The sequence below is a fragment of the Solirubrobacter ginsenosidimutans genome (genome assembly GCF_027587205.1).
Genome location: NZ_JAPDOD010000034.1, coordinates 36,869 through 62,057 on the forward strand (window position 1 = coordinate 36,869; position 25,189 = coordinate 62,057).

Here is a 25,189-nt window from a genome sequence, read left to right on the forward strand (position 1 = left end):
CCAGCTCGGAGCTGAGCCGGTTCAACCGGCCGGCACGCGCCCGAGGTCCCGGCGGCATTGACTTCGCCTGCTTGACGGGCGTCAGCGGAGGCGACGGGCTTGTCGCTGCCGTTCGACCGCCAGAGCGAGACGAGGCTCGTCTCGAGGCACGACGAGGCGCAGGAGCAGTTTGGCTCCGAGCGCGAGGCTCACGAGCGACGCGAGGATGTGCATGTCTCCCACTGTGGATCGACCCACGTGAAGGTCCCGTCCAGAAACTCTGTGTGCCCATACAGGTGTTGTGAAGAGCGCTCGCTCGAATGGCTTCACGAAATCTTGATGAGCGGGGCCGCGACCTAGACGAACTCTTTGCGCCGGCGCTCGATCATCGGCGGCATGGATTCGACGACGGTGGTGGGCTGGGCGCAGATCGCGTGCTTCATCGCCGTCCTGAGCGCCTTGGTCGTGCCGCTCGGGGCGTACATCGCCCGCGTCTTCGCTCGACCGCCGACGGCGCTCGAGCTTCGCCTGCTGCGTCCCGAGCCGCAGGACTGGAAGGCCTACGCGCGCAGCGCGATCGTGTTCAGCTTCGTCTGCATGGTGGCGCTGTACGGGCTGCTGCGCACGCAGGGCCTGTATCCGTTCAATGCGCGGCACTTCGGCTCGGGCACGTGGGATGTGTCGTTCAACACCGCCGCGTCGTTCGTCTCGAACACGAGCTGGCAGTTCTACGCGGGCGAGACGACGTTGTCGGCGTTCTCGCAGATGGCCGGGATCGCCGTGCACAGCTACCTCGGCGCGGGCGTCGGGCTGGCGGTCGCGGTCGCCGTGATCCGCGGCGTGTCGGCGCAGAGCGGGACGGCGCTCGGGTGCTTCTGGGTCGACCTGTGGCGGGCGCTGGCGTACGTGATCGTGCCGATCACGGTGATCGCCGCGCTGGTGTTCCTCACGCAGGGCATCGTGCAGTCCGTCGATCAGCCGGTCGCCACGTGGGCGGCGATCAAGACGCTCGGCTCGGTCGGCGGCGGGTTCTTCAACGTCAACTCGGCGATGCCGTTCGAGAACGCGTCCGGGCTCTCGAGCTTCCTCCAGGCACTGCTGATCGTGCTCGTGCCGGCGGCGCTCACGCACACGTTCGGGCGCATGGTCGGCAGCCGGCGCCAGGGCTGGGCGCTGTACGGGGTGATGCTCCTCCTCTTCGCCGGCTCGGTCGCCGTGATCTACGCGGCCGAGGCGCACGGCACGCCCGCCCAACTCGCGGCCGGCGTGCACGGGGTGAACCTCGAGGGGAAGGAGCAGCGCTTCGGCGTCGCGGGAACCGCCCTGTACGCCGCGGCGACCACGACCGGTTCCAGCGGGGCGGTCAATGGCGCGATGGAGTCGTTCAGCGGCCTCGGCGGCCTCATAGCGGTCGCCAACATGGCGACGGGCGAGGTCATCTTCGGCGGCATCGGCTCAGGGCTGTACGGGATCCTGATGACCGTGATGCTCGCCGTGTTCCTCGCGGGGCTGATGGTCGGCAGGACACCCGAATACCTCGGCAAGACGATCGGCGCGCGGGAGATCAAGCTGGTGGTGATCGGGACGATCGGCGTGCCGTGCTTCGTGCTGGCGATCACCGCGCTGGCGGTCGCCACCTCGTACGGCCGCGCGTCGATCTTCGCGAGCGGCGGCCCGCAGGGCTTCGCCGAAAGTGTCTACGCGTACGTCTCGCAGGCGTTCAACAACGGGTCCGCCTACGCGGGCTACACCGGGTATGCGCAGCCGAACGCGCCGGGCAACGTGGGCGCCTACGGGATCACGTTCGCCGATCTCGCGGGCGGGGTCACGATGGTCGTGGGCCGCTATGCGCCGATGATCGCCGCGCTCGGCGTCGCCGGCTCGCTCGCCGGCCGGCGGACGCGACCGCCCGGGCTCGGCACGCTGCGAACCGACTCGCCGACGTTCGCGGCGGTACTGATCGGCGTGATCGCCCTCGTGACGCTGCTCACGTTCGTGCCCGCGTTCATGCTCGGACCGGCCGCCCAGGCGCTCACCCACCGGCTGTTCTGAGCCATGTCAGGGGCGTGGCGGGCGGGTGTCAGGCCCGGCGTCGATGGTGGTCGCATGACAAGCGCCGCGATCCGTGTGCAGAACATAGAAAAGTCCTACAAGGAGTTGCACGTCCTGCGGGGCGTGAACTTCGAGGTGGCACCGGGCAGCATCTTCGCCCTCCTCGGCTCCAACGGAGCGGGAAAGACCACCATCGTGCGAATCCTGTCCACGCTGCTGCGATCAGACGCCGGCGCGGCCAGCGTCGATGGCGTCGACGTCGCGGCAGACCCGCTCCGCGTGCGTGAATCCATCAGTCTGACCGGGCAGTTCGCCGCGGTGGACGAGATCCTCTCCGGCCGGGAGAACCTGGTGCTGGTCGCCAGGTTGCGGCATCTCAAAGGCGCCGGCCAGGTGGCGGACGAGCTTCTCGCGCGCTTCGACCTGACCGACGCGGGAGCGCGAAAGGTCGCGACGTATTCGGGCGGCATGCGCCGTCGCCTGGACATCGCCATGAGCCTGATCGGCCGGCCGAAGGTGGTCTTCCTCGATGAGCCGACCACGGGGCTCGATCCCGAAGCGCGCATCGAGGTGTGGCAGGTCGTCAAGGATCTGGCCGAGCAGGGGACGACGGTCCTGCTGACGACGCAGTATCTCGACGAGGCAGAACACCTCGCGGACCGGATCGCGATCCTGCATCAGGGGCGCATCATCGCGAACGGCACGCTCGCGGAGCTCAAGCAGCTCCTCCCGCCGGCCAAGGTCGAGTACGTCGAAAAGCAGCCGACGCTCGAGGAAGTCTTCCTCGCGCTTGTGGGGGACCGGTCATGAGCACGCACTTCTTCGGAGACACGGCCGTCCTGCTGGGCCGCTCGCTGCGTCACATCTTCCGCAGCGTGGACACGATCATCACGACCGCGATCACACCGATCGCGATCATGCTGCTGTTCGTCTACGTGCTCGGCGGAGCCATCCAGACGCACACCGAGAGCTACGTCAATTATCTGCTGCCCGGAATCATGCTGATCGCGATCGCGTCGGGGATCGCGTACACGGCCGTCCGGTTGTTCACCGACATGAACACCGGCATCTTCGAGCGTTTCCACTCGATGCCGATCGCACGATCGTCCGTGCTCTGGGCACACGTTCTCAGCTCGCTGGTGGCCAACGGACTCGCGGTCGTGATCATCGTGCTGGTCGGCCTCGTCATGGGCTTCCACACCTCGGCAGGCCCGCTGGCGTGGCTCGCAGTCGCCGGGATCCTGGCGCTGTTCACGCTCGCGCTCACCTGGCTCGCGGTCATCGCGGGCCTGTCGGCGAAGTCCGTGGACGGTGCCGCCGGGTTCTCCTACCCGCTGATCTTCCTGCCGTTCATCAGTTCGGCCTTCGTTCCCACGGACACCATGCCGGCTGCCGTGCGTGCCTTCGCCGAGAACCAGCCGGTCACGTCGATCGTCAACGCGATCCAGGATCTGTTCGCGCAGCGCCCGGTCGACAGTGACATCTGGCTGGCTCTCGCATGGTGCCTCGGCATCCTCGTCCTCGCCTATGGCTTCGCCATGGCCGTCTACCGGCGCAAGCTCAGCTGAGCGTGACCGCGACCAGTTCAGACCAGTCCGTCCGCGTGCCCTCCCGCGTCGTCTCGGCGACCCGTGCGTCGCCGAGACGGTGCCCCACGGCTCGCCCGATCCGGGCGACATCCGGGTGGGACCGATCGGGCAGTCCGCGTACCGCGGCGCTCGCCGCGAGCAGCCGCGCGGCCTGCTCGTACTGGTCGCGGCGCAACGCCAGGTCCGCGACTCCGACGAGGACGTGTGCCATCAAGGGCGGGTGTCCGGCCTCGGTCGCCGCCTGGTAGGCCTCCGCGTGGTGCGTCCGGGCGTCGCCGAGATCGTCGGCGAGCTGGCCGAGCAGGTTGTGCGTCACCGCGCGGTTGGTCGCCCGCTCCGCTTCGTCGCCCAGGATGGTCGTCGCGACGCCGAGTTGGTGGTAGGCCTCCTCGGCATCGCCGTCCCAGCGGGCGAGCTCCGCCGCCGCGAGCGCCAACCCGACCAGGGCATCCGGCCAGGTGACCCGGTCCGCGCGCCGCTCGGCGTCGGCGATCGCCGCCGCACTGGACGCCTGATCGCCCAGCAGCCAGAACAGCTGCGCCTGTCGTGACCGCATCCGGATGACGTCCGCGACGGCGTCGAGTTCGGTCACGACCGCGATCGCCTCTTCGTAGAGCTCGCATGCGGCGGCGAACTCGCCGCGCATGGCGATCCGGTCCGCCAGCTCGGTCAGGGCGAACGAGATCCCGAACCGTTCACCCAGTGCCCGGAACTCGCCGAGCGCCCGCTCGAGGAGCGCCTCCGCGTCCCGCTCGCCGTCGCCGAGGATGATCCGCATCCTGCCGACGTGCAGTCGCGCGAGCGCGCGCACCCAGGGGTCGTTGTCGTCAAGCAACGGATCGAAGGCGTGCATGGCTGCCTCCGGGCGCCGCAACATGTCCTCCAGCGGATCCACGAGCCTCAGCAGGGGGTAGCGACCCTGACTGCGCTGCCCCAACCGGTAGGCCTTGTGGATCCACTCCTCGGCCTGGCGCTCGTCGCCGAGTCCGTCGCTGACGAACATCACGACGAGCCCGTACACCATCGCCCGGATCGCGTCGTTCACCTCGCCAGGCAGCTTCGTGGCGGCGACGAGCAGCTCGAGCCCTTCGACCTTGTGCCCGCCGAGCCACCAGTAGTAGCCGGCGGCCACCGCGAGCCGCATCGCCGCCGGCGCCTCGCCGGCCGCGAGCGCTCCACGCATCGCGGCACCGAGGTTGTCGTGCTCGGCCCTGAGCGTGGCCAGCGCCGCCACCTGCTCGGCGCGGCGAAGCTGCGGCTCCGCGGTCTCGGCGAGCTCGGTGAAGTACGCGAGATGCGCGTGACGCGCAGGCTCCGCTTCCCCGGCCTCCGTGAGCCGGTAGGCGGCGTACTCCTTGACCGTGCCGCTCATCCGGTAGCGCACCGCGCCGTCGCCCTCGGTGTTCAGCAGCGATTTCTCGGCCAGCGAGGTGAGCAACTCGAGGACCTGCTCCGGCTCGACCGCATCGCCGGCGCACACCCGCTCGGCCGCTTCCAGGCTCGCCCCGCCCGAGAACACCGCGAGCCTGCGCAAGACCCTCCGCTCGGCGTCGGCGAGCAGCTCCCAGCTCCAGTCGACCACCGCGCGCAGCGTCTTGTGCCGCGGCAACGCGGTGCGGCTCCCGCCGGTCAGCAGGCGGAAGCGGTCGTGGAGCCCCTCGGCGAGCTGGTCGATGGACATGGTGCGCAACCGGGCCGCGGCCAGTTCGATCGCCAGCGGCATCCCGTCCAGCGCGCGGCAGATGCGCAGCATCGTCGACAACGCGTGGGCATCGACCGCGAGATCCTTGCGCACCGCGCTCGCTCGGTCCCGCAGCAACTGGATGGCCGGAGAGGAGTCGATCTCGGCGGGGCCGGCGTCCCCTTCCGGCAAGGGCAGCGGGTCGACCGGCCACAGCGCCTCGCCGGTGATGCCGAGCGGCTCCCTGCTCGTCGCCAGGATGCGCAGGCGCCGGCACTCCCCGAGCACTCGATCGGCGAACGTCGCCACCGAGTCGATCACGTGCTCACAGTTGTCCAGGATCAGCAGGGCCTCCCGCTCCCGGAGCGCGGCGATGAGCCGGTCGGTCGGCTCCGCATTCGGTGTCGCGCCGAGCAGCGAATCCCGGAGCCGGAGCCCGGCGAGCGCCGACTGCGCCACGTCACCGTCGGAGCCGATCACGGCGAGCTCCACCAACCACGCCCCGTCCGGCAGGTCTCCGAGCAGCGTGCGCGCGGTCTCCGTGGCCAGCCGGGTCTTCCCCGCACCGCCCGGCCCGATCAGCGTGGTCAGCCGGTGCTCCGCGACGAGTTCGCGGACCACGGCGACATCAGCGTCCCTGCCGACGAAACTGGTCAGCTCGGCACGCAGGTTGGTCTTCCCGTTCTCCTCGCGCCGGCGCAACTCGCCCCGTAGCAGCGCGCCGTGCAACGCGGCCAGCCCCGGTGAGGGGCCGACGCCCAGTTCGCCGGCCAGGGCTTGTCTCGTTTGCTCGTAGACGAGCAGCGCCTCCGTGTCACGACCGGCCGCGACCAGGGCCCGCATGAGCGCGGCGACAAGCCGTTCCCGCACCGGATGCGCGGCCACCAGGTCGGTCAGCTCCGCGATCAGCGCGGCACCGTCGCCGGTGCTGACCTCCGCGTCGAATCGATCCTCCATGGCGGTCAGGCGGAGCCCCTCGAGCCGGGCGACCGTCGCGTCAAACGCCGCACTGTCCTGCAGGTCGACATCCTGCATGGCTGCGCCGCGCCACAAGGAGAGCGCCTCACGCAGCAGCCGTGCCCGCTGCGGCTCCTCGCCATTGCGAGCCTGACCGAGGAGGCGTTCGAAGCGCACCGCGTCGACAGCGCCGGGCTCCACCGTCAAGACGTAGCCGCCCGTCTGCGCCTCGATCAACGCGTCCGGCAGCGCCTTCCGCAAACGGGAAGCCAAGCGTTGCAAAGCATTCGCCGCGTCGGAGGGCGGGCGTTCACCCCAGATCCAGTCGACGAGCGTCGCCTTCGGCACCACGCGGCCCGGTTCGAGTGCGAGGGCGATCAACAGCGCGCGCAACCGGGCACCCGGCACGTCGGCCAAACCGCCGTCGTCCGCGCGAACCTCGAATGATCCGAGCACCCCGATCTGCATCCATCTAGTTCTAGACGTCGACGTGGGAGCCCATGATCACGGTGCGATCACGGGGGAGGCCGAAGTACTCGGCGGCGTCGGCGGTGATGCCCGAGGTGGCGATGAAGAGGCGTTTGCGCCAGCGGGCGAGCCCGGGGGCGTCGCCGGCGCGCAGCTCGATCGTCGAAAGGAAGTAGTTGGCGTCGTCCACCTCGATCGGCGACTCGATCTCGGCTGACTCGAGCTGGCGCAGGACGTCCGGGACGTTCGGGTCGTCCATGTAGCCGAAGCGGGCGCTGACGTGGAGGATGCCGTCGTCGGTGTAACCGAGGTCGTCGATGACCAAGCGTTCGGTCGCCGGGACGTAGGGCACGGTCTGGGTCTCGATCGAGACGATCACCACGTGCTCGTGGAGCACGTGGTTGCGTTCGACGTTGGCGCGCATGGCCAGTGGCGCGGTCTCCTTGCCGCGGTTCAGGAAGACGGCGGTGCCCGAGACGCGCAGCAGCGGCGGATCCAGGTCATGGAGCTCGTCGACGAACGCGCGCAGCGAGCCTTCGTCCTCTTCCCGGCGCTGTGTGACGATCGCGCGGCCGCGCTGCCAGGTGATCAGCACGGTGAAGGCGACGATGCCGATCAGCAGCGGCAGCCACGCGCCGTGCGTGAGCTTGGTCAGGTTGGCGGCGAGGAAGAACACGTCGACGACCAGCAAGCCGCCGCCGAGGGAGGCCACCAGCCACAACGGCTTGCCCCACTTGTGGCGGTAGAGGTAGAAGAACAGCAGCGTGGTGATCGTGATCGTGCCGGTCACCGCCATGCCGAACGCGAAGGCCAGCGCGGCGGAGGTCTGGAAGGCGAACACGAGGATGAGGACCGAGACCATCAGCGTCCAGTTGATCCAGGGGACGTAGATCTGCCCGATCGTCTCGTCGGAGGTGTGCGCGATCCGCAACCGCGGGAGATAGCCGAGCTGCACGGCCTGCTGAGCGACCGAGAAGGCGCCGGTGATGACCGCCTGGGAGGCGATGACCGTCGCCGCGGTGGCGAGCAGGACCATCGGGATGCGGGCCCAGTCGGGCACGAGCAGGAAGAACGGACTGCTGATGTTCTTGACCGGATCGCCGAGGATCAGCGCGCCCTGGCCCAGGTAGCTGAGGATGCAAGCGGGGAAGACGAGGATCAGCCACGCACGCGTGATCGCCGGGCGGCCGAAATGCCCCATGTCGGCGTAGAGCGCCTCGGCTCCCGTGACGGCCAGCACCACGGCGGCCAGCGAGAAGAACGCGATCGAGAAGTGCCCGAAGAAGAACTTGATCGCGTACGTCGGAGACAACGCCTTCAGGATCTCGGGATGGTCGGCGATGCCGCTCACGCCGCACACGGCGATGGAGAGGAACCAGACGATCATCACCGGTCCGAACAAGCGCCCCACGGTCGCCGTGCCCAAGCGCTGGAAGAGGAAGAGCAGCACGATGATCGTCGCCGTGATCGGCACGATCAGATGCTCCAGCGACGGTTCGACGATCTTGAGCCCTTCGACCGCGGAGAGCACCGAGATCGCCGGCGTGATCATGCTGTCGCCGAAGAACAGCGACGCCCCGAAGATGCCCAGGGCCGAGAGCACGACGGCCACCCGGCGCCCGCCGGGCACGTTCTGGCGGCGGATCAGGGTGATCAGGGCCATGATCCCGCCCTCGCCGTCGTTGTCGGCGCGCATCACCAAGACGACGTAGGTGAGCGTGACGATCAGCATCACCGACCAGAAGATCAGCGAGATGATCCCGAACACCGCGTTCGTGGACACCGCGACCGGATGCGGGTCATCCGGGTTGAACACGGTCTGCACCGTGTACAGCGGGCTCGTGCCGATGTCGCCGAAGACGACGCCGAGCGCGCCGACGGCGAGCGCGGCCTGAGCGGTCGAGTGGTTAGAGCGCGTCACGGGGGCGGGCGATCAGCTGGGTGCTGATCCGGCCCGCAGTATCGCGCAGTTCCGTCACGGACTTCGGCGTGTAGAGCGGCCCTGCGTCGTCGGTGAGCAGTTGCAGCGCCTGCGCCACCGCCTGTGCCGAGGGCTCCCCCGCCGTGCGCAGCGATGCCACGAGCCACACGAGTTCCGGGTGCGCCAGCGCCAGCGACACGCGCTGCACCGGTGAGCTGTGCGGGCGGCGTGCGCGCGCGCCCTCGTCGGCCATGGCGAGCTCGATCCCGTCCGCGATTCGCGTGCGTGAGTCGAGCGCGACGAGCTGCTCCGCGCGGAGTCGGAGCGCCGCGGTGTCGGTCGTGCCGGCCGCGAGCGCGCGGTCGAGCGACGGCTTGCGCCACCACACGACCGCGCGCAGGAGGAACGTCGGGGACGGCGCGCTCGCCTGCGCCTGCGCGCTCACCAATCTGTCGATGGCTGCGGCGCCGGCGGCGCCGGCTGCGGCGTCACGGTCGGCAGGCCAAAGTGGTGGTCCTCGGGTCTCGGGAGCGTCTTCGTGTCCATGAGACCATCATCGGACCGGTCTCGCAAAGACTCTGTGCAGGTGTGGCCGTCGGGCATCAAGATCTCGTGAAGACGCCCCGCGCAGACCCTTCCAGGACACGTGTCGGCCCGCCCTGGGAGCGGGCCGACGACGTGCGGGAGAGAGAGGTCCCTACTGCCGACACGACCGTGTGACTGGGGAGCCGGCAGCACGCTGTCAAAGATCAGCCACGCGACGCAAAGACGGCGTGCAGGTTTCACGGTTCGCCATCAAGGTTTCGTGAAGGCGAAGCCGGCTTCACACGATCTTGATGCGCCGCAGCCGGATCTGGACACGTCCTTGACGCGGCGTCGCCTAGCTTCGCGAGCATGGCAACGATTCACGTCCCAGCAGGAGAATCCGAACCCTCACGGGGCGACTTAGCAGCGCCGCTCGCCCCCGCGCGGGTCGCGACGCTGCGTGCCGCCGGTCAGGCGCACCTCTGGCCTGTGCCCTACAAGCCCGGTGACCTCTTCTCCGAGCACGGGCTGAAGCTCGTGGTCGGTGGCGCCGGCCCGTGGGTCCTCGACGCCGAGGGCCGCACGTGGTTCGACAGCTTGTCCGGCATGTGGCTGACCAACGTCGGGCACGGCCGGCGCGAGATCGCCGACGCGGTGCACGCGCAGATGTCGCGGTTGAGCTATGCGCCCGACGGCACCGTCCACCCGGCGACGATCGAGCTCGCCGACTGGGTCGCGGCTCTCGCGCCTGACCCGGACTCGAGCGTGCTCTTCACGAGCGGCGGCTCCGAGGCGGTCGAGACCGCGCTCAAGATGGCTCGCAAATATCACCGCAACCGCGGCGAATCGGGCCGCTTCAAGGTGATCAGCCGCCGCGGCTCCTACCACGGCGCCACGCTCGCGTGTCTCAGCCTCGGCGGCGGCGGGTCCAACACCGGCGTCGAGTACGGCCCGCTGCTGCCCGGCGCGGTGCGCGTCCAAGGCCCCGACGAGTACCGGCCGATCCTCTCCGACCTGGAGTGCGCGCTCGAGATCGAGCGCGCGATCCTCAACGAGGGACCCGAGACCGTCGCGGCCGTGATCGGTGAGCCGATCTCGGCCGCCGCAGGCGTCCATACCCCCGACGCCTTCTACTGGCCGGCGGTCCGCCGGATCTGCGATCGCTACGGCGTGCTGCTGATCTTCGACGAGGTGATCACCGGGTTCGGGCGCACGGGGACCATGTTCGCCTCCGAGCACTGGGGCGTCGTGCCGGACATCACCACGGTCGCCAAGGGGCTGACCGGCGGCTACGTGCCGATCGGCGCGGCGATCGCGGCCAAGCACGTGGCCGACACGTTCACGGGCGCGCACTCCCCGTTCAACCATCGGTTCACGTTCGGCGGCAACCCCGCGGCGTGCGCGGCGGGGCTGGCGACCTTGGACATCATCGAGCGCGAAGGCCTGGTCGAGAACGCCCGCGTGATGGGCGACTACCTCTACGAGCTCCTGCTCGAGCTCTACGACCACCCGATCGTCGGCGACGTCCGTGGCGGGCGCGGGCTGATGTGCGCCGTCGAGCTCGTCCGCGACCGCTCGACGCGCGAGCCGTTCCCGGCCGGCGCCGGGCTCCAGGCCGCGGCACGCGAGCTGATGGACGAGCACGGGCTGCTCGGCCGCGGCGGCGACATCTTCCCCCTCGCACCTTCGCTGTGCGTGACCCACGCGGAGGTCGACGACCTGGTCGCGCGCCTGGACGCCGTGCTCAGAGGACTCGGTCGCCGGCTCCGCTACGCGCGATGAAGGTCTTCGTCGTCAATCTCGCCCGGCGGCCGGATCGGCGCGCGCGCATGGAGCGCATCCTTCCGCGCAGCTGGGCGGTCGAGTACACCACCCATTGGCCGGGGCCGCGCGACGGCGCGGCGATCCGGCCCGCCCACCTCCGCGGCTTCGCGCTCTTCGACTGGCAGATCGACTCCCACAACGCGTGGTGGAACCGGCCGCTGAAGCTGGGGGAGATCGGCTGCGCCGTCAGCCACTGGCTGTGCTGGCAGCGCGCGGCGGCGGTGCACGCCGAGCGCACGCTGATCCTCGAGGACGACGTGACGCTCGTCGGAGGCATCGAACACGCGCTGGAAATGCGGCTCGCGGAGCTGAACGCCCTCGACCCGGAATGGGATCTGGTCTACGTCGGCCGGTGGGTGCTCGAGCCCGACTCCGACGCGCGGCTAAGCCCTTCGATCGTGCGCCCCGCGTACAGCTACTGCACATTCGCCTACATGCTGAGCGCGACGGGGCTGGCGAAGCTCCTGGACGTCGGCTTCGAACGTGCGCTGATCCCGGTCGACGAGTTGCTGCCGGCGCTGTACATGCCGCATCCGCGCGCGGACGTGCGCAGGCGCTATCCGCCCCGGCTGAACGCCTACGCGTTCGACCCGCCGCTCGTCACGCAGCTCCCCAAGGAGGTCGCCGGCAGCGACACCGAGGCGACCGGGGACTACTCGGGCGACCTGCATCCCGCCGCACTTCGCCTCGTCGGAGGGACAACCGACGCGTGACCGGTGGCTCGTGATGAGCGACCGTCCTCGGGTCCTCGTCGTGGACGACGAGCCGCAGATCTTGCGCGCGCTGCGCATCCTCCTGCGTGACGCGGGCTTCGAGGTGTTGCAGGCGGCGAGCGTCGAGGGCGCGCTCGACGCCGCCGCGGTTCGCCCGCCGGAGGCCGCCATCATCGACCTCGTGCTGCCCGACGGCGACGGCATCGACATCACCCGCAGCCTGCGCGGCTGGTCGGAGATGCCGATCCTCGTGCTCTCGGCGGTGGGCGAGGAGGACGCGAAGGTGCGCGCACTCGAGGCGGGCGCCGACGACTACGTCACCAAGCCGTTCGGTCCGCGCGAGCTCGTCGCGCGACTTGAGGCGGCGATGCGGCGCGCCGGCCCAGGACAGGCCGAACCGGTGCTGCGCGCCGACGGGCTCGAACTCGACTTCGCGGCACGCACGGTGCGCGTCGACGGCGCCGAAGTGCACCTGACCCCGATCGAGTTCAACCTCCTGCGCCTGCTCGCGCGCAACCGCGGGCGGTTGATGACGCATCGCTCGCTGCTGATCGAGGTGTGGGGCCCCGAGTACGCGACCGACGGGGCCGTCCTGCGCGCCCACGTGGCCAACCTGCGACGCAAGATCGAGCCCGCAGGACAGGCGCCGCGCTACATCCGCACGGACCCGGGCATCGGCTACCGCTTCGCCGCGTAGTCAGGCCCGCAAACCACCTTTACGAAATCTGCATACCGGCGCCCCGGTTCTGTATGGGGCCTTCACGGGCGCGGGTGCAGGATCGCTGGCATGGATTTTGTCGCCGTCGCACTGGCCGTTCTGGCCTTTCTCGCGCTCTACGGCCTGATCGAGCTGGTGGACCGCATATGAGCGGCGCCGACTTGCTGGGCCTCATCGTCTCCGCCCTGTTGGCGGGGTACCTCCTCTACGCGCTGTTGCGAGGGGAGCGCTTCTAGCCATGCTCCAGGGCTGGATCCAGATCATCGTCTTCGTCGCGGTGCTCACCGCGATCGTGCCGCTGCTGGGCGGCTACATGGCGCGCGTGTTCACGAACGAGCGCGTGTTCCTCACCCCGGTGCTCGGGCCGCTTGAGCGGCTCATCTACCGCGTCATCCGGGTCGACCCCGAACGCTCACAGGGCTGGAAGTCCTACGCGGGCTCGCTGCTGGTGTTCTCGGGTCTTTTCTGGCTCGCGCTGTACCTGATCCTGCGCACGCAGACGCTGCATCCCTTCAACCCGGGCGGCTTCCACTCCGGGACGTGGGATCTGTCGTTCAACACCGCCTCGTCGTTCATCACGAACACGAACTGGCAGTACTACGGCGGGGAGACGACGCTGTCGTTCTTCAGCCAGATGGGCGGCCTCGCCGTCCAGAACTTCGTCTCCGCCGCGGTCGGCATCGTCGTGGCCATCGCCCTGATCCGGGGGATCGCGGCGCGCCGCACCGGCGCGACCGGTCTCGGGAACTTCTGGCACGACCTCACGCGGGCGCTGCTCTACGTGCTGCTGCCGATCTCCGTGATCGGCGCCCTGGTCCTCGCCTCGCAGGGCGTCGTGCAGTCGCTCACACACTGGGGCCCGGTGGCCTCGCAGGAGATCATCAAGGAGCTCGGCACCAACGGTGGCGGCTTCTTCAACGTCAACTCCGCGATGCCGTTCGAGAACTCGAACGGGCTCACCAACTTCATCGAGATGCTCGCGATGCTCGCCATCCCGGCATCGCTGACCTTCACGTACGGCCGCATGGTCGGCAGCCGCCGCCAGGGCTGGACGATCTTCGGCGCGATGTTCGTGCTGTTCGCGATCTCGGTCACGGTCATCTACCTCGCCGAGTCCCACGTCACGCCGGCCATGCACGCCGCCGGCATCACCGGCGCGAACCTGGAGGGCAAGGAGGTCCGCTTCGGCACCGCCGGCTCATCGCTGTGGGCGGCGATCTCCACCGCCACCTCGACCGGCGCGGTCAACGCCGCGTTCGAGTCGCTGACCGGCATCGGCGGGCTCGTCCCGATGGTCAACCTGGCCTACGGCGAGAGCGTCTTCGGCGGCGTCGGCACGGGTCTGTACACGATCCTGCTCTACGCGCTGCTGGCGGTCTTCATCGGCGGCCTGATGGTCGGCCGCACGCCCGAGTACCTGGGCAAGAAGATCGAGGCGCGCGAGATCAAGCTCGTCGTGCTCGGGCTGCTCTTCACGCCGCTGGCGATCCTCGTGGCCACGAGCCTGGCAACGTCGCTGAAGTACGGCGGGCCGTCGATCTACGCCTCCGGCCCACAGGGCTTCTCCGAGTCCCTGTACGCCTACATGTCGCAGGCCAACAACAACGGCTCGGCGTTCGCGGGCTACACGGGCTACTACCAGCCAGTCGCCGGGAACATCGGCGCCCACGGCATCACCTTCGCCGACCTGCTCGGCGGCATGACGATGGTCCTCGCCCGCTTCATCCCGATCATCTTCACGCTCGCCGTCGCCGGGGTGATGCTGAAAAAGCGCGTCGCCCCGGCGGGCCTCGGGACGATGCGCACCGACACGCCCACCTTCGCCGGCCTGCTCGTCGGCGTCGTGGTGCTGATCGGCGCGCTGACCTTCTTCCCCGCTCTGCTCCTGGGCCCCGTCGTCCAGGGCATGACCGACCGCCTCTTCTAAGCCATGAAACGGAATCTCATCACCTCAGCCCTGGCCGTGATCGTGTTCACGGTCCTGCTCGGGCTCGTCTATCCGCTCGTCGTCACGGGGATCTCGCAGGTCGCGTTCGGAAAGAACGCCGACGGCAACCCCGACCTGATCGCCAAGGCCTGGACGAAGCCCGTGCTCGACGCCTCGGGCCAGCCGAAGAAGGACGCCGACGGCAACGCCGTCACCGAGCCGGATCCGCGCTATTTCCAGCCGCGGCCCTCGCAGACGGACTACAACGCCAACGGCACGTTCTTCTCCAACCGCGGGCCCAACCAGGCCAGCGCGCAGTACTTCTACCGCGACCAGCTCGCCGCCTACATCGCGCTCAACGGGCCCGACAACCCGGGCCTGACGAACGCCAAGGTGCCGGCGGACGCCGTGACCACGTCCGGTTCTGGCGTGGACCCGCACATCTCCCTCGACAACGCGCGCATCCAGGCGCGCCGCGTCGCCCAGGCCCGCGGGATCCCGCTCGAGCGCGTCAACCAGCTCGTGGATGACAGCACCGACGGCCGTTTCCTCGGCCTGCTCGGCGAGCCGGGCGTCAACACCACCAAGCTCAACGAGGCACTCGGCCGATGACCGCCATTCAAACACCGCCCTCGCCCGCGCCTACGGGCACGCCGCGCGCGAGCAAGTCCCTGTTCACGCCGGAGATCCTGTGGCCGGCGATCGGGGCTTCGTTCAAGAAGCTCGACCCGCGCGTGCAGGTCCGCAACCCGGTCATGTTCGTGGTCGAGGTTGGCGCGCTGATCACGACGATCGCGTGGCTGATCCAGTTGTTCGGCGGGAAGCCGCTCGGCGGCGGGAACGAGCCCGCGTGGTTCACGTTTACGGTCACGGTCTGGCTGTGGCTGACGGTCGTCTTCGCCAATCTGGCGGAGGCGCTGGCGGAGGGCCGTGGCCGCGCGCAGGCCGCTTCGCTGCGGGCGATGCGCGCCGACACGATGGCCCGCCTGGGCGACGGCCGCGAGGTCAGCGCGTCGCAGCTGCAGCGCGGTGACACCGTGATCGTCGAAGCCGGCGAGGTGATCCCGGGCGACGGCACGGTCGTCGAAGGAATCGCCTCGGTCGACGAGTCCGCGATCACGGGCGAGTCGGCCCCGGTGATCCGCGAGTCCGGCGGCGATCGCTCCGCCGTCACCGGCGGCACGCGCGTGCTGAGCGACCGGATCGTGGTCGAGATCACCCAGGAGCCCGGCAAGTCGTTCCTGGACCGGATGATCGCGCTGGTCGAGGGCGCCGAGCGGCGCAAGACGCCGAACGAGATCGCGCTCAACATCCTGCTAGCGGGCCTGACGCTGGTCTTCCTGTTCGTGATCGTGTCGCTCAAGCCGTTCGCCGAGTTCGCGAACACCGACATCTCCATCACCACGCTGATCGCGCTGCTGGTGGCGCTGATCCCGACGACGATCGGCGCCCTCTTGAGTGCGATCGGCATCGCCGGCATGGACCGGCTCGTGCGCCGCAACGTGCTTGCTTTGAGTGGTCGCGCGGTGGAGGCCAGTGGCGACGTCGACGTCCTGCTGCTCGACAAGACCGGCACGATCACGCTCGGCAACCGCCAGGCGTCGGAGTTCGTGCCGATGCCGGGCGTCTCGGAGGTCGAGCTGGCCGAGGCGGCGCAACTGGCGTCGCTGGCCGACGAGACCCCCGAGGGCCGCTCGATCGTCGTGCTGGCCAAGCAGTTCGGGATCCGCGAGCGCGACCTCGGCACGCACGAGTTCGTCCCGTTCACCGCGCAGACGCGGATGAGCGGGATCGACACCGACGGCGTGCGGCTGCGCAAGGGCGCGGGCGACGCGATCATCCAGTTCGTCGAAGGGGAAGGCGGCGGGGCGCCCGCGGCGCTCGCGCCCGTGCTCGACCGCATCTCGCGCGAGGGCGGCACGCCGCTGGCCGTCGCGCGCGACGCGCAGGTGCTCGGCGTCGTCTACCTCAAGGACACCGTCAAGGAAGGGATGGCGGCGCGCTTCGAGCAGCTGCGCGCGATGGGCATCCGCACGGTCATGGTCACCGGCGACAACCGGTTGACCGCGGCCAAGATCGCCGAAGAGGCGGGCGTCGACGACTTCCTCGCCGAGGCGACGCCGGAGCGCAAGCTCGAGCTGATCCGCTCCGAGCAGGAGCTCGGCCGCCTGGTGGCGATGACCGGCGACGGCACCAACGACGCCCCGGCGCTGGCGCAGGCCGACGTCGGCGTGACGATGAACACCGGCACCCAGGCGGCGCGCGAGGCCGGCAACATGGTCGACCTCGACTCCAACCCGACGAAGCTGATCGAGATCGTCGAGGTCGGCAAGCAGCTCCTGATCACCCGCGGCGCGCTGACGACGTTCTCGATCGCCAACGACATCGCGAAGTACTTCGCGATCCTGCCGGCCATCTTCGTCGCCACCTACGCGGCGGCCGGGCAGTCCGAAGGCCCGCTGTCCAAGCTCAACGTGATGGACCTGGGGACGCCGCAGTCGGCGATCATCTCCGCGATCGTCTTCAACGCGATCGTGATCCCGATGCTCGTCCCGATCGCGCTGCGTGGCGTGAAGTACCGCGCCGTCGGCGCCACGGCGCTGCTGCGCCGCAACCTGCTGATCTACGGCGTCGGCGGCCTGATCGCCCCGTTCGCCGGGATCAAGCTGATCGACCTCATCGTCCACAACCTCCTGGGGGCGTGACGATGGCCGCCTTTGCCGGCGTCGACGCTCGCCGGCCACGTCCCGCGCTGCGCCTGCGCGTCGCGCTGAGGCGCATGCGCTTGGACCGCGAGTTGGCCGCCGGTGCGAATCCGGGCAATAGCGAGCTGCTGGCCCTGCGGGCCGCGCAACTGGTGGAGCCGCGCATCCGCCGGCAGCTCGCCCGCGGCCTGCGGCGGGCGGTCGCCAGCGGCTCGCAGCGGCGCGGCGCCGGCGTGCCGGTCTGTCGCGCGGCCGTGCTCGAAGCCGGGCCCGCGCTGCTGGCGCTGGCCGACGACCTGGTCGAGATCCGCGACCCGGAGCCACGTGGCGTCGCGCTCGCGCTGCAGCTGCTCACCGACGGCGGCGGCCCGCTCTACCGGCCGTGGACCCCGCTCGAGTTGCATGCGGCGACGGAGCGGGCGCGCTACGCGCTCTAGATGCCGCGTGGACGCCACAAGGTGTTCCTCGGCATGGCCGCGGGCGTCGGCAAGACCTACCGGATGCTCCAGGAGGGGCGAGCCGATGACCGCGACACCGTGATCGGCCTGCTCGAGACGCACGGCCGCGCCGAGACCGCGGCGCTCGCACACGGCTTCGAGATGGTGCCCCGGCGCGAGGTCGTCTATCGGGGCACGACGGTCGCCGAGATGGACCTCCCGGCGATCCTCGCGCGGGCGCCGCAGCTGTGTCTGATCGACGAGCTCGCGCACACCAACTCCCCGGGGCTCGAGCACGGCAAGCGCTACGAGGACGTCGAGGAGGTCCTCGCCGCCGGCATCGACGTCTTCTCGACGCTCAACGTCCAGCACCTGGAATCCCTCAACGACCAGCTCGCCGAGCACAGCGGCGTGCGCGTGCGCGAGACGCTTCCGGACAAGGCACTGCAGCGGGCGGACGAGGTCGTGCTCATCGACGTCACGCCGGAGGCGCTGCTGCAGCGCCTGCGCGAGGGCAAGGTCTACCCGTCGGAGCGCATCGACGCCGCGCTGAACGGCTTCTTCCGGATCGAGAACCTCACCGCGCTGCGCGAGACCGCGCTGCGACAGGTCGCCGAGGAGGTCGTCTCCAGGCGGGACCCCGCGCAGGAGGTCCGTTCCGCGCCCGCGGTGGGCGAGCGGCTGCTCGCGCTCGTCCAGCCGCAGCCCAGCGCCCAGCGGCTCGTGCGGAGGGCATGGCGTTCGGCCCAGCGCCTCGGCGCGGACCTCGACGTGCTCTGGGTGCAACCGCCCGGCCGCGCGCCGGACGGCGACACCGCCCGCGCGCTGTTCGCGCTGCAGCAACTGGTCTCCGTTCTCGGCGCGCACATGGTCGTGCGCGAATCCGACGACGTCGTCGAAGCCGCCGCCGCGGAGATCCGCGAACGCGGCACCACCTACGTGCTGGTCGGCGAATCCCCGCCGCGCCGCGGCCTCGCGCGCCTGCGTGAACCGCTGCCCCAACGGATCATGCGCGCCGCGCCCCGTGGCGTCGACGTACGCATCGTCGCCGCCCGGAGAGAGAAATGATCGCCACGCACTTCATCGTCGCCGCCGTCGCGATCGTCGTCGGCGCGCTCGGCGGCTTCGCCTACGCCCGCCACCGCCGCAAGCTGGAGTCCGCCGGCGCCGGGTCGGTGCGGCGGATCCTGCTCCCGTTCACCGGCACCGCGATCTCGCGCCGCTCGCTCGACGCGGCCCTCCGGCTCGCCCGCGCCGAGGACGCCACGCTGGTGCCCGCGTTCCTGGCCACCGTTCCGCGCCACCTGCCGCTCGACGCCGCCGTCCCCGCCCAGTGCAACGTCGGCATGCCGCTGCTGGAGGCGATCGAGCAGGCCGCCGCGACGGCTGCGATCCCCGTCGACTCCCGCGTGGGCCGCGGCCGGACCTACCGCCACGCGCTCGCCCTCCTGCTCGAGCAGGAGCCGGTCGATCGCGTGATCGTCCCCGCCGCCGGCGATGCCCGCGGCGGCCTGTCGGGAGATGACCTCGTCTGGCTGCTCGAACGCGCGCCCGCCGAAGTCCTGATCCTGCGTCCCGGGTTCACCGACGACCGCCGGATCACCGGCGACGCCGTGCGCGGGCACTTCTAAGGCCGTCAGATCCAGCCGCGACGCTTGAACGTCGCGAACAGGACGATGGCGACGAGCAGCATCAGCGCGAGCGCGAACGGATAGCCGAGCCCCCAGCCGAGCTCGGGCATGTGCTCGAAGTTCATGCCGTAGACGGTGCCGACGATCGACGGGGCGAAGAGGATCGCCGCCCAGGCGGAGATCTTCTTGACCTCCTCGTTCTGCGCATTGGACGTCTCGCTCAGCGCTTTGGTCTCGAGCGTGAGGTTGACGCTGAGGATGTTCTGCAGCAGCTCGCGAAACCCGAAGGCCTGCTCCTGGATCCGCAGCGCGTGATCCTGGACGTCGCGCAGGTAGCGCCGCTCCTCGACGTCGACGGCCTTGGCGTCCATCAGCTCGTCGAGGATCGCGACCAGCGGCTTGGTCGCGCGCTGGAAGACGATCACCTCGCGCGCGAGCTCGTAGATCCGCCGCGAGACGTGCGGGCTGCCGTCGAAGACGTCGTCCTCGATCTCGTCGATGTCGTTCTCGATGCCCTCGACGACGGGCGCGTAGCAGTCGACGACGCGATCCAGGATCGCGTGCACGATCGCCCCGGTCCCGCGCTGGAGCAGGTCGGGACGAGCCTCGAGGCACTCACGCACACCGGCGAGGTCCGGCGCCTCGCCGTGGCGCACCGTGATCACGAACTGCGGCCCGGCGAAGACGTGCACCTCACCGAACTCGACCGTCTCGGTCTCATCCACATAGCGCGCGGGGCGAAGCACCAGGAACAGCGTGTCGCCATAGCGCTCGAGCTTCGGGCGCTGGTGCGCGTTCACGGCGTCCTCGACGGCGAGCGCGTGCAGCTCGAACTCTCGCGCGACCGCGATGAACTCCTCCGCCGACGGCCGGTAGAGGCCGATCCACGCGATCCCGCCCCCGTCGCGGCACGCGTCGAAGAGGTCGTCGAGGTCGTCGGGCGCGGCGAACCGCCGGCCGTCCCGGTAGATGGCGCGATCAACGATCACCTGTCGCCGACGCTACGCACGCGGCCGTCAAGAGCGCGCAAAGATCGGGCGCTCCGCCATCAAGATCTCGTGAAGTTGGGCTAGGGTCGTCGTGCTGTCCGGAAACTGGAGTGGTGGAGGAGGGCGCGATGGATCGCGCGTGCTGGGGTCGGCTATGTCTCGCGGTGCTCGCGGCGGTGCTCGTCGCGGCGCCGGCGCACGCCGCTCCGGCGTGCTTCGGCGCGGCGGCGCGTGACCCGCGGCACCCGTGCAAGAACCCGGCGTTGCGGCTGACGGTCACCCCGACGCCGGATCAGGCGCCACTGATCCCCAACATCGACTGCGAGAAGGTGGAGGTCACCGCGGCGATGGCGACCTGCGCGTTCGGGCCGGCGGACGGCGAGAGCGTGGCGCTGATCGGCGACAGCCACGCGCAGCACTGGCGTCCGGCGGTCGGCGTGGTCGCGCACGCGCTGCACTGGCGGGTGTTCGACATCACCGTGCCGCACTGCCTGCTGACGACGACGCCGAGCGGGATCGGGCCGCCGTTCCCGACGCTCTGCCCGCAGTGGGACGCGGACGTGCTCGCGTGGCTGACCGCGCACCCGGAGATCCGCACGGTCGTGTTGTCGGCCAACGCGCTGCAGCCGATCACGGCCCCCGCCGGAGCGTCGCGCTACGAGACGCGGGTGAGCGGTGAGTCGGAGCGGCTTGCGCAGTTGCCGGCGTCGGTGACGTCGCTGATCGTCATCCGCGACACGCCGCGCATCCGCCTGCGGACGCACGACTGCGTGCGGGCGGCGATGGCGCGGCGGGTGCCGGCGGGCAAGGCGTGCGCGCTGGCGCGCAAGTTCGCGCTCCCGCGCGACCCGCTGGTCGCCGCCGCGCGGCTGCAGACCGCGCGTGCGGTGCGCGTCGTCGATCTCAGCGACCACTTTTGCAATGCGCGCGTGTGCTTCCCGGTGGTCGGCGGGGTGCTCGTGCACCGCGACGTCGACAGTCACATCACGAAGCTGTTCGCCCGCACGCTCGGCCCGTACCTCGCGCGGGCGATCAGTTCTGGAGCGTGATCGCCCGGTCGATCGCCCGCTTCTGGGCCTTTGAGACCGTCTGGTCGAGGACGCGGCCGACGAGGTTGCCGTCGGCCTCCTTGAGGTCCGCGCTCGTCGACTCGATCTCGGCGAGGAGATCGCGGCTCGGCACCGTGTCCGGGTTGGCCTCGAGTGCGCTGACCAGCTTCCCGACGGAGCCGATCGCCTTGCGGGTGATCCGCATGTAGTCCTCGAGGATCAGGCGAACCGTGCGGTTGTGCATCGCCTGGACCGTTCTGTCGGTCGCCTTCAGCTCCGGCGTGAGCGTGTCGAGGCTGGTGCGCGCGGCGGGGATCTTCTCGTCAGCGACCGCCTTGCTCAGCGTCAGCATCTCGGTCGCGACCACCTGGTAGGAGTTCGCGAACGCCGCGAACGACTGGACGTCCGCGTCGGACATCGGGTCCGTCGGCTTGCCGCAGCCGGCGGCGACGAGCGCGGCGAGAAGGAGGACGACGGTCAGCGCTCGGCGGATGGACGGAAGGCTAGTGCTCACCACGGCGGGGGCGGTTGCGGTTAGGCTCGGCGTGCGCGATGAGTGAGACCGGCCGACAGCTCTGCGCATACTGCCGCACCGAGCTGTCGGCAGAGGCGCAGGTGTGCGAGGCGTGCGGCATGACGCAAGCGGTCCTGACGGCCGCGGCGCTGAAGCCGCCGCCCGCGCCGCCGGAGATCCCGGCGCCGTCGGCGCTCACGGGTCCTGCTCTGCGGCCGCCGCCGGAGCCGCCCGCGGTCACGGCGCCGACACTTCTGCCGCCCCCGGAGCCACCCGCCGTCACGACGTCGCTCGGGTTCGACTCGGCGGCGATGACGGTACCCGGGCTGCGCCCGCCTCCGGAGCCGCCTGGGCTGACCGCGCCGGCGCTGCGCCCCGCGCCTGAGCCGCCGGCCGGCGATCCGCCCGCCGTGCCGTCCGGTGGCGATCCGCTCGCGCCCGGGGCGCCGCCCGCGGTGCCGTCGGCAGGGGGCGGCGATCCGCTCGCCGCGGGACCGCCTGCCGGGGTTCCGGTTGCGGTGCCGTCCGCGGGTCGCGGTGGCGATCCGCTCGCTCCCGCGTCGCCGTCCGCGCTCGCCGGCGGCGACCCGCTCGCCGCCGGGCCGCCCGCGCCGCCGTCGGGCGATCCGCTCGCGGCTGCGCTCCTCTCGCACTCGGCGCCCAAGGCTCCCGCCGAGCCGGCTCGCGTCGAGCCGGAGGCGCCCGCCCCCGCCACGCCCGAGGCGCCGCCTGGGCCCGCCGCGGCGCACCCCTCGGACGAGACCCCGGCCGGATACATCACCGCGGCTTCGCTGTGGCCCGTCTCGAGTCGCCGGGACGGAGCGCCGCCACCCACGGACGAGGCCGCAGCGCAGGACGCCTCGGCACGGGAGGAGGCCGCCGCCGCTGCCCGGCGCGCCGCGCAGGCGCCCGTGCCGGACACGCTTCCGCCGATGGGTGCCGCCAAAGCGCCGCTCGCGCCGATCGATGACGCCGCGCCCGCGCCCGCGGCACCGCGCCATCCGCCCGGACCCGCCGCGATCAACCGCTCGCCGATCGACAAGCGGACCGCCGCGATCGTCGCCGCGATCGTCGCGCTCGCCACGATCGCCACCGTCGCCGTCCTCGTGCTGACCGGCGGGTCGGAGCCGAGCAAGCCGCTGGCCGCCGGCACGGAGGAGGCGCCGGCGGGTGCCGTCGTCCAGGCCACGACGCCGAAGCCGGTGACCACGACCGCCGCGAGCACGACCAAGCAGGCGCCCGACCTGGACGCCCAGGTGCAGGAGCTCGACAAGCTGATGCAGCTCTCCAAGAAGGGCCGCGCCGAAGCGGTCAACGGCGACATCAAGGCGGCGACCGCGAGCCGGGCGACGCTGCTGAGCGACCTCAAGCGCCTGCACGCCAAGGCGGCCGACAAGGACCTGAAGGCGGCGGTGGCGAGTTTCGAGGCAGCGATCGCCGAGGCGCTGCGCCAGAACCGCGAGTGCGGCTCGAAGTGCTCGACGGCAGATCTCGACAAGGTCGGGAAGCTCAAGCAGGCCGCGCTGCGCAAGCTCAACCCGCTGCTGAAGGCCCACGACGTCTCCACGTACCGCGTCCAAGAGATCTAGTCTGTGATCGAGTTGGTATTGCGCTGTGATCAGCACGTGATACTTTCTGGTACATGGCTGTAGCCGACCACGCCCGCCCCGATCTCGTCGCCCACGCGCACGCGACCCGCGCGAGCTTCGAGGACGTCGCGACCGAGCTCCGCGAGCTGCTCGGCGCGAAGCTCGTCGCCTACCTGGGTCGCGTGGGTGAGACGCGCGCCGTGCACCAGTGGGCCGAGGGCGAGCGGATGCCGAGCGACGAGGTGCAGCTGCGGTTGCGCTTCGCGCTGCGGGTGGCGTTGCCGATCGCGGCCGCGGACTCGCCCGCGATCGCCCAGGCGTGGTTTCAGGGCCTGAACCCGCAGCTGGACGACCGGTCACCCGCGCGCCTGCTCAGAGACGGCGATCTCGACGAGGTCGGGCCGGCGATCGTCGCCGCCGAGCGCGCGTTCCTGATCGGCGGGTGACGCCCGCGCTGCAGGTCGTGCGCCCGGCCGGCCCGCTGCATCGCGTCGGCCGGGTCCCGGACGCGTGGGCGCTCGCGCCGTGGACGTACGCGGGGCCCGACAACACGTTCGGCAACCGCTACGACGATCCGCAGGGCGAGTACCGCGTCCTCTACGCGGCCGCGCAGCGGCGCGGCGCGTTCATGGAGACGCTCGCCCGCTTCCGCCCTGATGTGCACCTGATCGCCGAGCTGCAGGCGATCGAGGACGACGAGACGTTCCCGACGCTCCCGCCCGCGGTCGTGCCGCGCGAGTGGCTGGAGACCCGCTGCGTCGGGGAGGCAAGCGCCACCAGCCTCGACTTCGCCGACATCTCGCACTCCGAGTCCCTCGCCCACCTGCGCCACCACCTCGCCGCCCGCCTCGTGCACTACGGCCTCGACGACCTCGACGCGGGCGACATCCGCAAACGCACGCCGCGCGCGCTCACGCAGGAGGTCTCGCGCTACGTGTTCGAGCGCGCCGAGAGCGAGGACGGCGAGCCGGTCGACGGCATCCGCTACCGCTCGCGCCTGGGCGACGAGCTCGAGAACTGGGGGATCTTCGAGGGCTCAGAGCTCGACGAGATCCTCGAGGAGGCTGAGCCGATCGAAGCCGGCGACCCCGACTTCGTCTCCGCGCTCACCACGCTTGGCCTGACGCTGAGTTAGGCCGCGACGAGGTCGTGGCGCGGCATCGTCCAGTGGTGGGCGACGCGCGGGAGCAGCGTGCCGACCGCGAAGCCGGCGGTCGTGACCACGAGGCCCACGGCGCCGTCGAACACGAAGTGGTTGCCGGTCGCGACGACCGCGAGGAAGACGAGCGGGCCCCACAGCAGCGCGAGCCCCTTGGCCCACCGCCACCGCAGCGCGCTCGCCAGCGCGATCGAGATCGCGAACGCGAACCCGACGTGCAGGCTCGGCACGGCCGCGAACGCGTTGTAGAAGATCGTCGAGTGCCCGGAGAGCGACACGAGCTGGTCGCTGACCGTGTCGGTGATGCCGATCCCCGCCAGCCGGGGCGGTGCCACCGGCCACAGGCCGTGGATCGGCACGGCGATCATCCACGTCGCCAGCACCGTCGCCCGCAGGCGCCGGTAGACCGGCCGCGCCCAGCGGTACAGCGCGAACAGCGAGCCGGGCAGCACCACGAGCTGCGCCGCCATGTAGACGTTGCTCAGCAGCCAGCTCACCGTCGGCCCGTCGAGCGCGTGCTGGACGGACTCCTCGACCTCCACGTGCAGTGACCGCTCGAGCGAGACGATCCACATGGCGTGGTCGCGTGCCGTGCTCGGATCGCCCGCGAACACCCAGCGCGCACCGATGTAGAGCAGGTACGCGCCGAGGAAGAACAGCAGTTCCGGGTGGACGCGACGCAGAGTGGAATTAACGAGGCGGTTCATAAGCAAATCAATCGCTTGATTTACCTTTGCACGCGCAAGCAAAGTTTTCAAGCGT

General features: G+C 70.5%; 23 protein-coding genes. 17 read left to right on the plus strand and 6 right to left on the minus strand.

Annotated features, from left to right (window positions below):
- Positions 1 to 375 precede the first annotated feature (375 nt).
- The 3 genes from kdpA (OM076_RS29460) to OM076_RS29470 are packed head-to-tail and all read left to right on the plus strand — an operon-like array spanning position 376 to position 3,599.
- The gene (gene kdpA / locus OM076_RS29460; RefSeq protein WP_270043706.1) at positions 376 to 2,031 is read left to right on the plus strand and encodes a potassium-transporting ATPase subunit KdpA; all 1,656 of its coding nucleotides are present in this window, start codon (positions 376 to 378) and stop codon (positions 2,029 to 2,031) included.
- Positions 2,032 to 2,085: 54 nt separating this feature from the next.
- Entirely contained in the window at positions 2,086 to 2,841 is a 756-nt protein-coding gene (locus tag OM076_RS29465; protein WP_270043707.1) for an ABC transporter ATP-binding protein, read from the plus strand.
- Positions 2,838 to 3,599: an ABC transporter permease gene (locus OM076_RS29470; RefSeq protein WP_270043708.1), complete on the plus strand. Its 762-nt coding sequence runs from the start codon at positions 2,838 to 2,840 to the stop codon at positions 3,597 to 3,599. The genes OM076_RS29465 and OM076_RS29470 overlap by 4 nt, the downstream gene beginning before the upstream one ends.
- Here OM076_RS29470 and OM076_RS29475 read toward each other — a convergent pair.
- From OM076_RS29475 to OM076_RS29485, 3 genes are read right to left on the minus strand one after another with little or no spacing between them, the layout of a single operon-like run.
- Entirely contained in the window at positions 3,592 to 6,726 is a 3,135-nt protein-coding gene (locus OM076_RS29475; protein WP_270043709.1) for an ATP-binding protein, read from the minus strand. The genes OM076_RS29470 and OM076_RS29475 overlap by 8 nt on opposite strands.
- Before the next feature lie 10 nt (positions 6,727 to 6,736).
- Entirely contained in the window at positions 6,737 to 8,647 is a 1,911-nt protein-coding gene (locus tag OM076_RS29480; protein WP_270043710.1) for a potassium transporter Kup, read from the minus strand.
- Positions 8,634 to 9,092, minus strand: a complete 459-nt coding sequence (locus OM076_RS29485) for a hypothetical protein (RefSeq protein ID WP_270043711.1) — start codon at positions 9,090 to 9,092, stop codon at positions 8,634 to 8,636. The genes OM076_RS29480 and OM076_RS29485 overlap by 14 nt, the downstream gene beginning before the upstream one ends.
- 569 nt (positions 9,093 to 9,661) lie before the next feature.
- On the opposite strand from OM076_RS29485, the gene OM076_RS29490 reads away from it, so the two are divergent.
- The 10 genes from OM076_RS29490 (at position 9,662) to OM076_RS29535 (ending at position 19,127) form a co-directional block, all read left to right on the plus strand.
- A complete protein-coding gene (locus OM076_RS29490) occupies positions 9,662 to 10,954 on the plus strand; it encodes an aminotransferase family protein (RefSeq protein ID WP_270043712.1) in 1,293 nt (430 codons plus the stop codon).
- Positions 10,951 to 11,709, plus strand: a complete 759-nt coding sequence (locus OM076_RS29495; protein ID WP_270043713.1) for a glycosyltransferase family 25 protein — start codon at positions 10,951 to 10,953, stop codon at positions 11,707 to 11,709. Before OM076_RS29490 ends, OM076_RS29495 begins: the two co-directional genes overlap by 4 nt.
- Before the next feature lie 13 nt (positions 11,710 to 11,722).
- Positions 11,723 to 12,406: a response regulator gene (locus tag OM076_RS29500; RefSeq protein ID WP_270043714.1), complete on the plus strand. Its 684-nt coding sequence runs from the start codon at positions 11,723 to 11,725 to the stop codon at positions 12,404 to 12,406.
- Between the two features lie 167 nt (positions 12,407 to 12,573).
- The gene (gene kdpF, locus OM076_RS29505) at positions 12,574 to 12,663 is read left to right on the plus strand and encodes a K(+)-transporting ATPase subunit F (protein ID WP_270043715.1); all 90 of its coding nucleotides are present in this window, start codon (positions 12,574 to 12,576) and stop codon (positions 12,661 to 12,663) included.
- Between the two features lie 2 nt (positions 12,664 to 12,665).
- Positions 12,666 to 14,354, plus strand: coding sequence for a potassium-transporting ATPase subunit KdpA (gene kdpA, locus OM076_RS29510; RefSeq protein WP_270043716.1), 1,689 nt, complete (start codon positions 12,666 to 12,668; stop codon positions 14,352 to 14,354).
- 3 nt (positions 14,355 to 14,357) lie between these two features.
- Complete coding sequence (locus OM076_RS29515) at positions 14,358 to 14,966, plus strand: potassium-transporting ATPase subunit C (RefSeq protein ID WP_270043717.1); 609 nt, start codon at positions 14,358 to 14,360, stop codon at positions 14,964 to 14,966.
- Complete coding sequence (gene kdpB, locus OM076_RS29520) at positions 14,963 to 17,059, plus strand: potassium-transporting ATPase subunit KdpB (RefSeq protein ID WP_270043718.1); 2,097 nt, start codon at positions 14,963 to 14,965, stop codon at positions 17,057 to 17,059. Before OM076_RS29515 ends, kdpB begins: the two co-directional genes overlap by 4 nt.
- A gap of 2 nt (positions 17,060 to 17,061) precedes the next feature.
- Positions 17,062 to 17,496: a hypothetical protein gene (locus OM076_RS29525; RefSeq protein WP_270043719.1), complete on the plus strand. Its 435-nt coding sequence runs from the start codon at positions 17,062 to 17,064 to the stop codon at positions 17,494 to 17,496.
- Complete coding sequence (locus tag OM076_RS29530) at positions 17,497 to 18,564, plus strand: histidine kinase (protein ID WP_270043720.1); 1,068 nt, start codon at positions 17,497 to 17,499, stop codon at positions 18,562 to 18,564.
- Positions 18,561 to 19,127 (plus strand): universal stress protein, encoded by a 567-nt coding sequence (locus OM076_RS29535; RefSeq protein WP_270043721.1) that lies wholly within the window; start codon positions 18,561 to 18,563, stop codon positions 19,125 to 19,127. Before OM076_RS29530 ends, OM076_RS29535 begins: the two co-directional genes overlap by 4 nt.
- Before the next feature lie 5 nt (positions 19,128 to 19,132).
- Here the strand turns inward: OM076_RS29535 and OM076_RS29540 are convergent, their stop codons facing one another.
- Positions 19,133 to 20,116 (minus strand): magnesium and cobalt transport protein CorA, encoded by a 984-nt coding sequence (locus OM076_RS29540; protein ID WP_270043722.1) that lies wholly within the window; start codon positions 20,114 to 20,116, stop codon positions 19,133 to 19,135.
- A 128-nt stretch (positions 20,117 to 20,244) separates the two neighbouring features.
- Between OM076_RS29540 and OM076_RS29545 the strand changes: the two genes are divergently transcribed.
- Complete coding sequence (locus OM076_RS29545; RefSeq protein ID WP_270043723.1) at positions 20,245 to 21,165, plus strand: SGNH hydrolase domain-containing protein; 921 nt, start codon at positions 20,245 to 20,247, stop codon at positions 21,163 to 21,165.
- Here OM076_RS29545 and OM076_RS29550 read toward each other — a convergent pair.
- The gene (locus OM076_RS29550; protein WP_270043724.1) at positions 21,149 to 21,679 is read right to left on the minus strand and encodes a hypothetical protein; all 531 of its coding nucleotides are present in this window, start codon (positions 21,677 to 21,679) and stop codon (positions 21,149 to 21,151) included. The genes OM076_RS29545 and OM076_RS29550 overlap by 17 nt on opposite strands.
- Before the next feature lie 119 nt (positions 21,680 to 21,798).
- On the opposite strand from OM076_RS29550, the gene OM076_RS29555 reads away from it, so the two are divergent.
- Genes OM076_RS29555 through OM076_RS29565 form a run of 3 tightly spaced genes read left to right on the plus strand, consistent with a single transcriptional unit; the run spans position 21,799 to position 24,403 of the window.
- Entirely contained in the window at positions 21,799 to 23,268 is a 1,470-nt protein-coding gene (locus tag OM076_RS29555) for a hypothetical protein (protein WP_270043725.1), read from the plus strand.
- Between the two features lie 53 nt (positions 23,269 to 23,321).
- Entirely contained in the window at positions 23,322 to 23,714 is a 393-nt protein-coding gene (locus OM076_RS29560) for a hypothetical protein (protein ID WP_270043726.1), read from the plus strand.
- The gene (locus OM076_RS29565; RefSeq protein WP_270043727.1) at positions 23,711 to 24,403 is read left to right on the plus strand and encodes an RES family NAD+ phosphorylase; all 693 of its coding nucleotides are present in this window, start codon (positions 23,711 to 23,713) and stop codon (positions 24,401 to 24,403) included. The genes OM076_RS29560 and OM076_RS29565 overlap by 4 nt, the downstream gene beginning before the upstream one ends.
- Here OM076_RS29565 and OM076_RS29570 read toward each other — a convergent pair.
- Complete coding sequence (locus tag OM076_RS29570; RefSeq protein ID WP_270043728.1) at positions 24,400 to 25,134, minus strand: phosphatase PAP2 family protein; 735 nt, start codon at positions 25,132 to 25,134, stop codon at positions 24,400 to 24,402. The genes OM076_RS29565 and OM076_RS29570 overlap by 4 nt on opposite strands.
- Positions 25,135 to 25,189 lie beyond the last annotated feature (55 nt).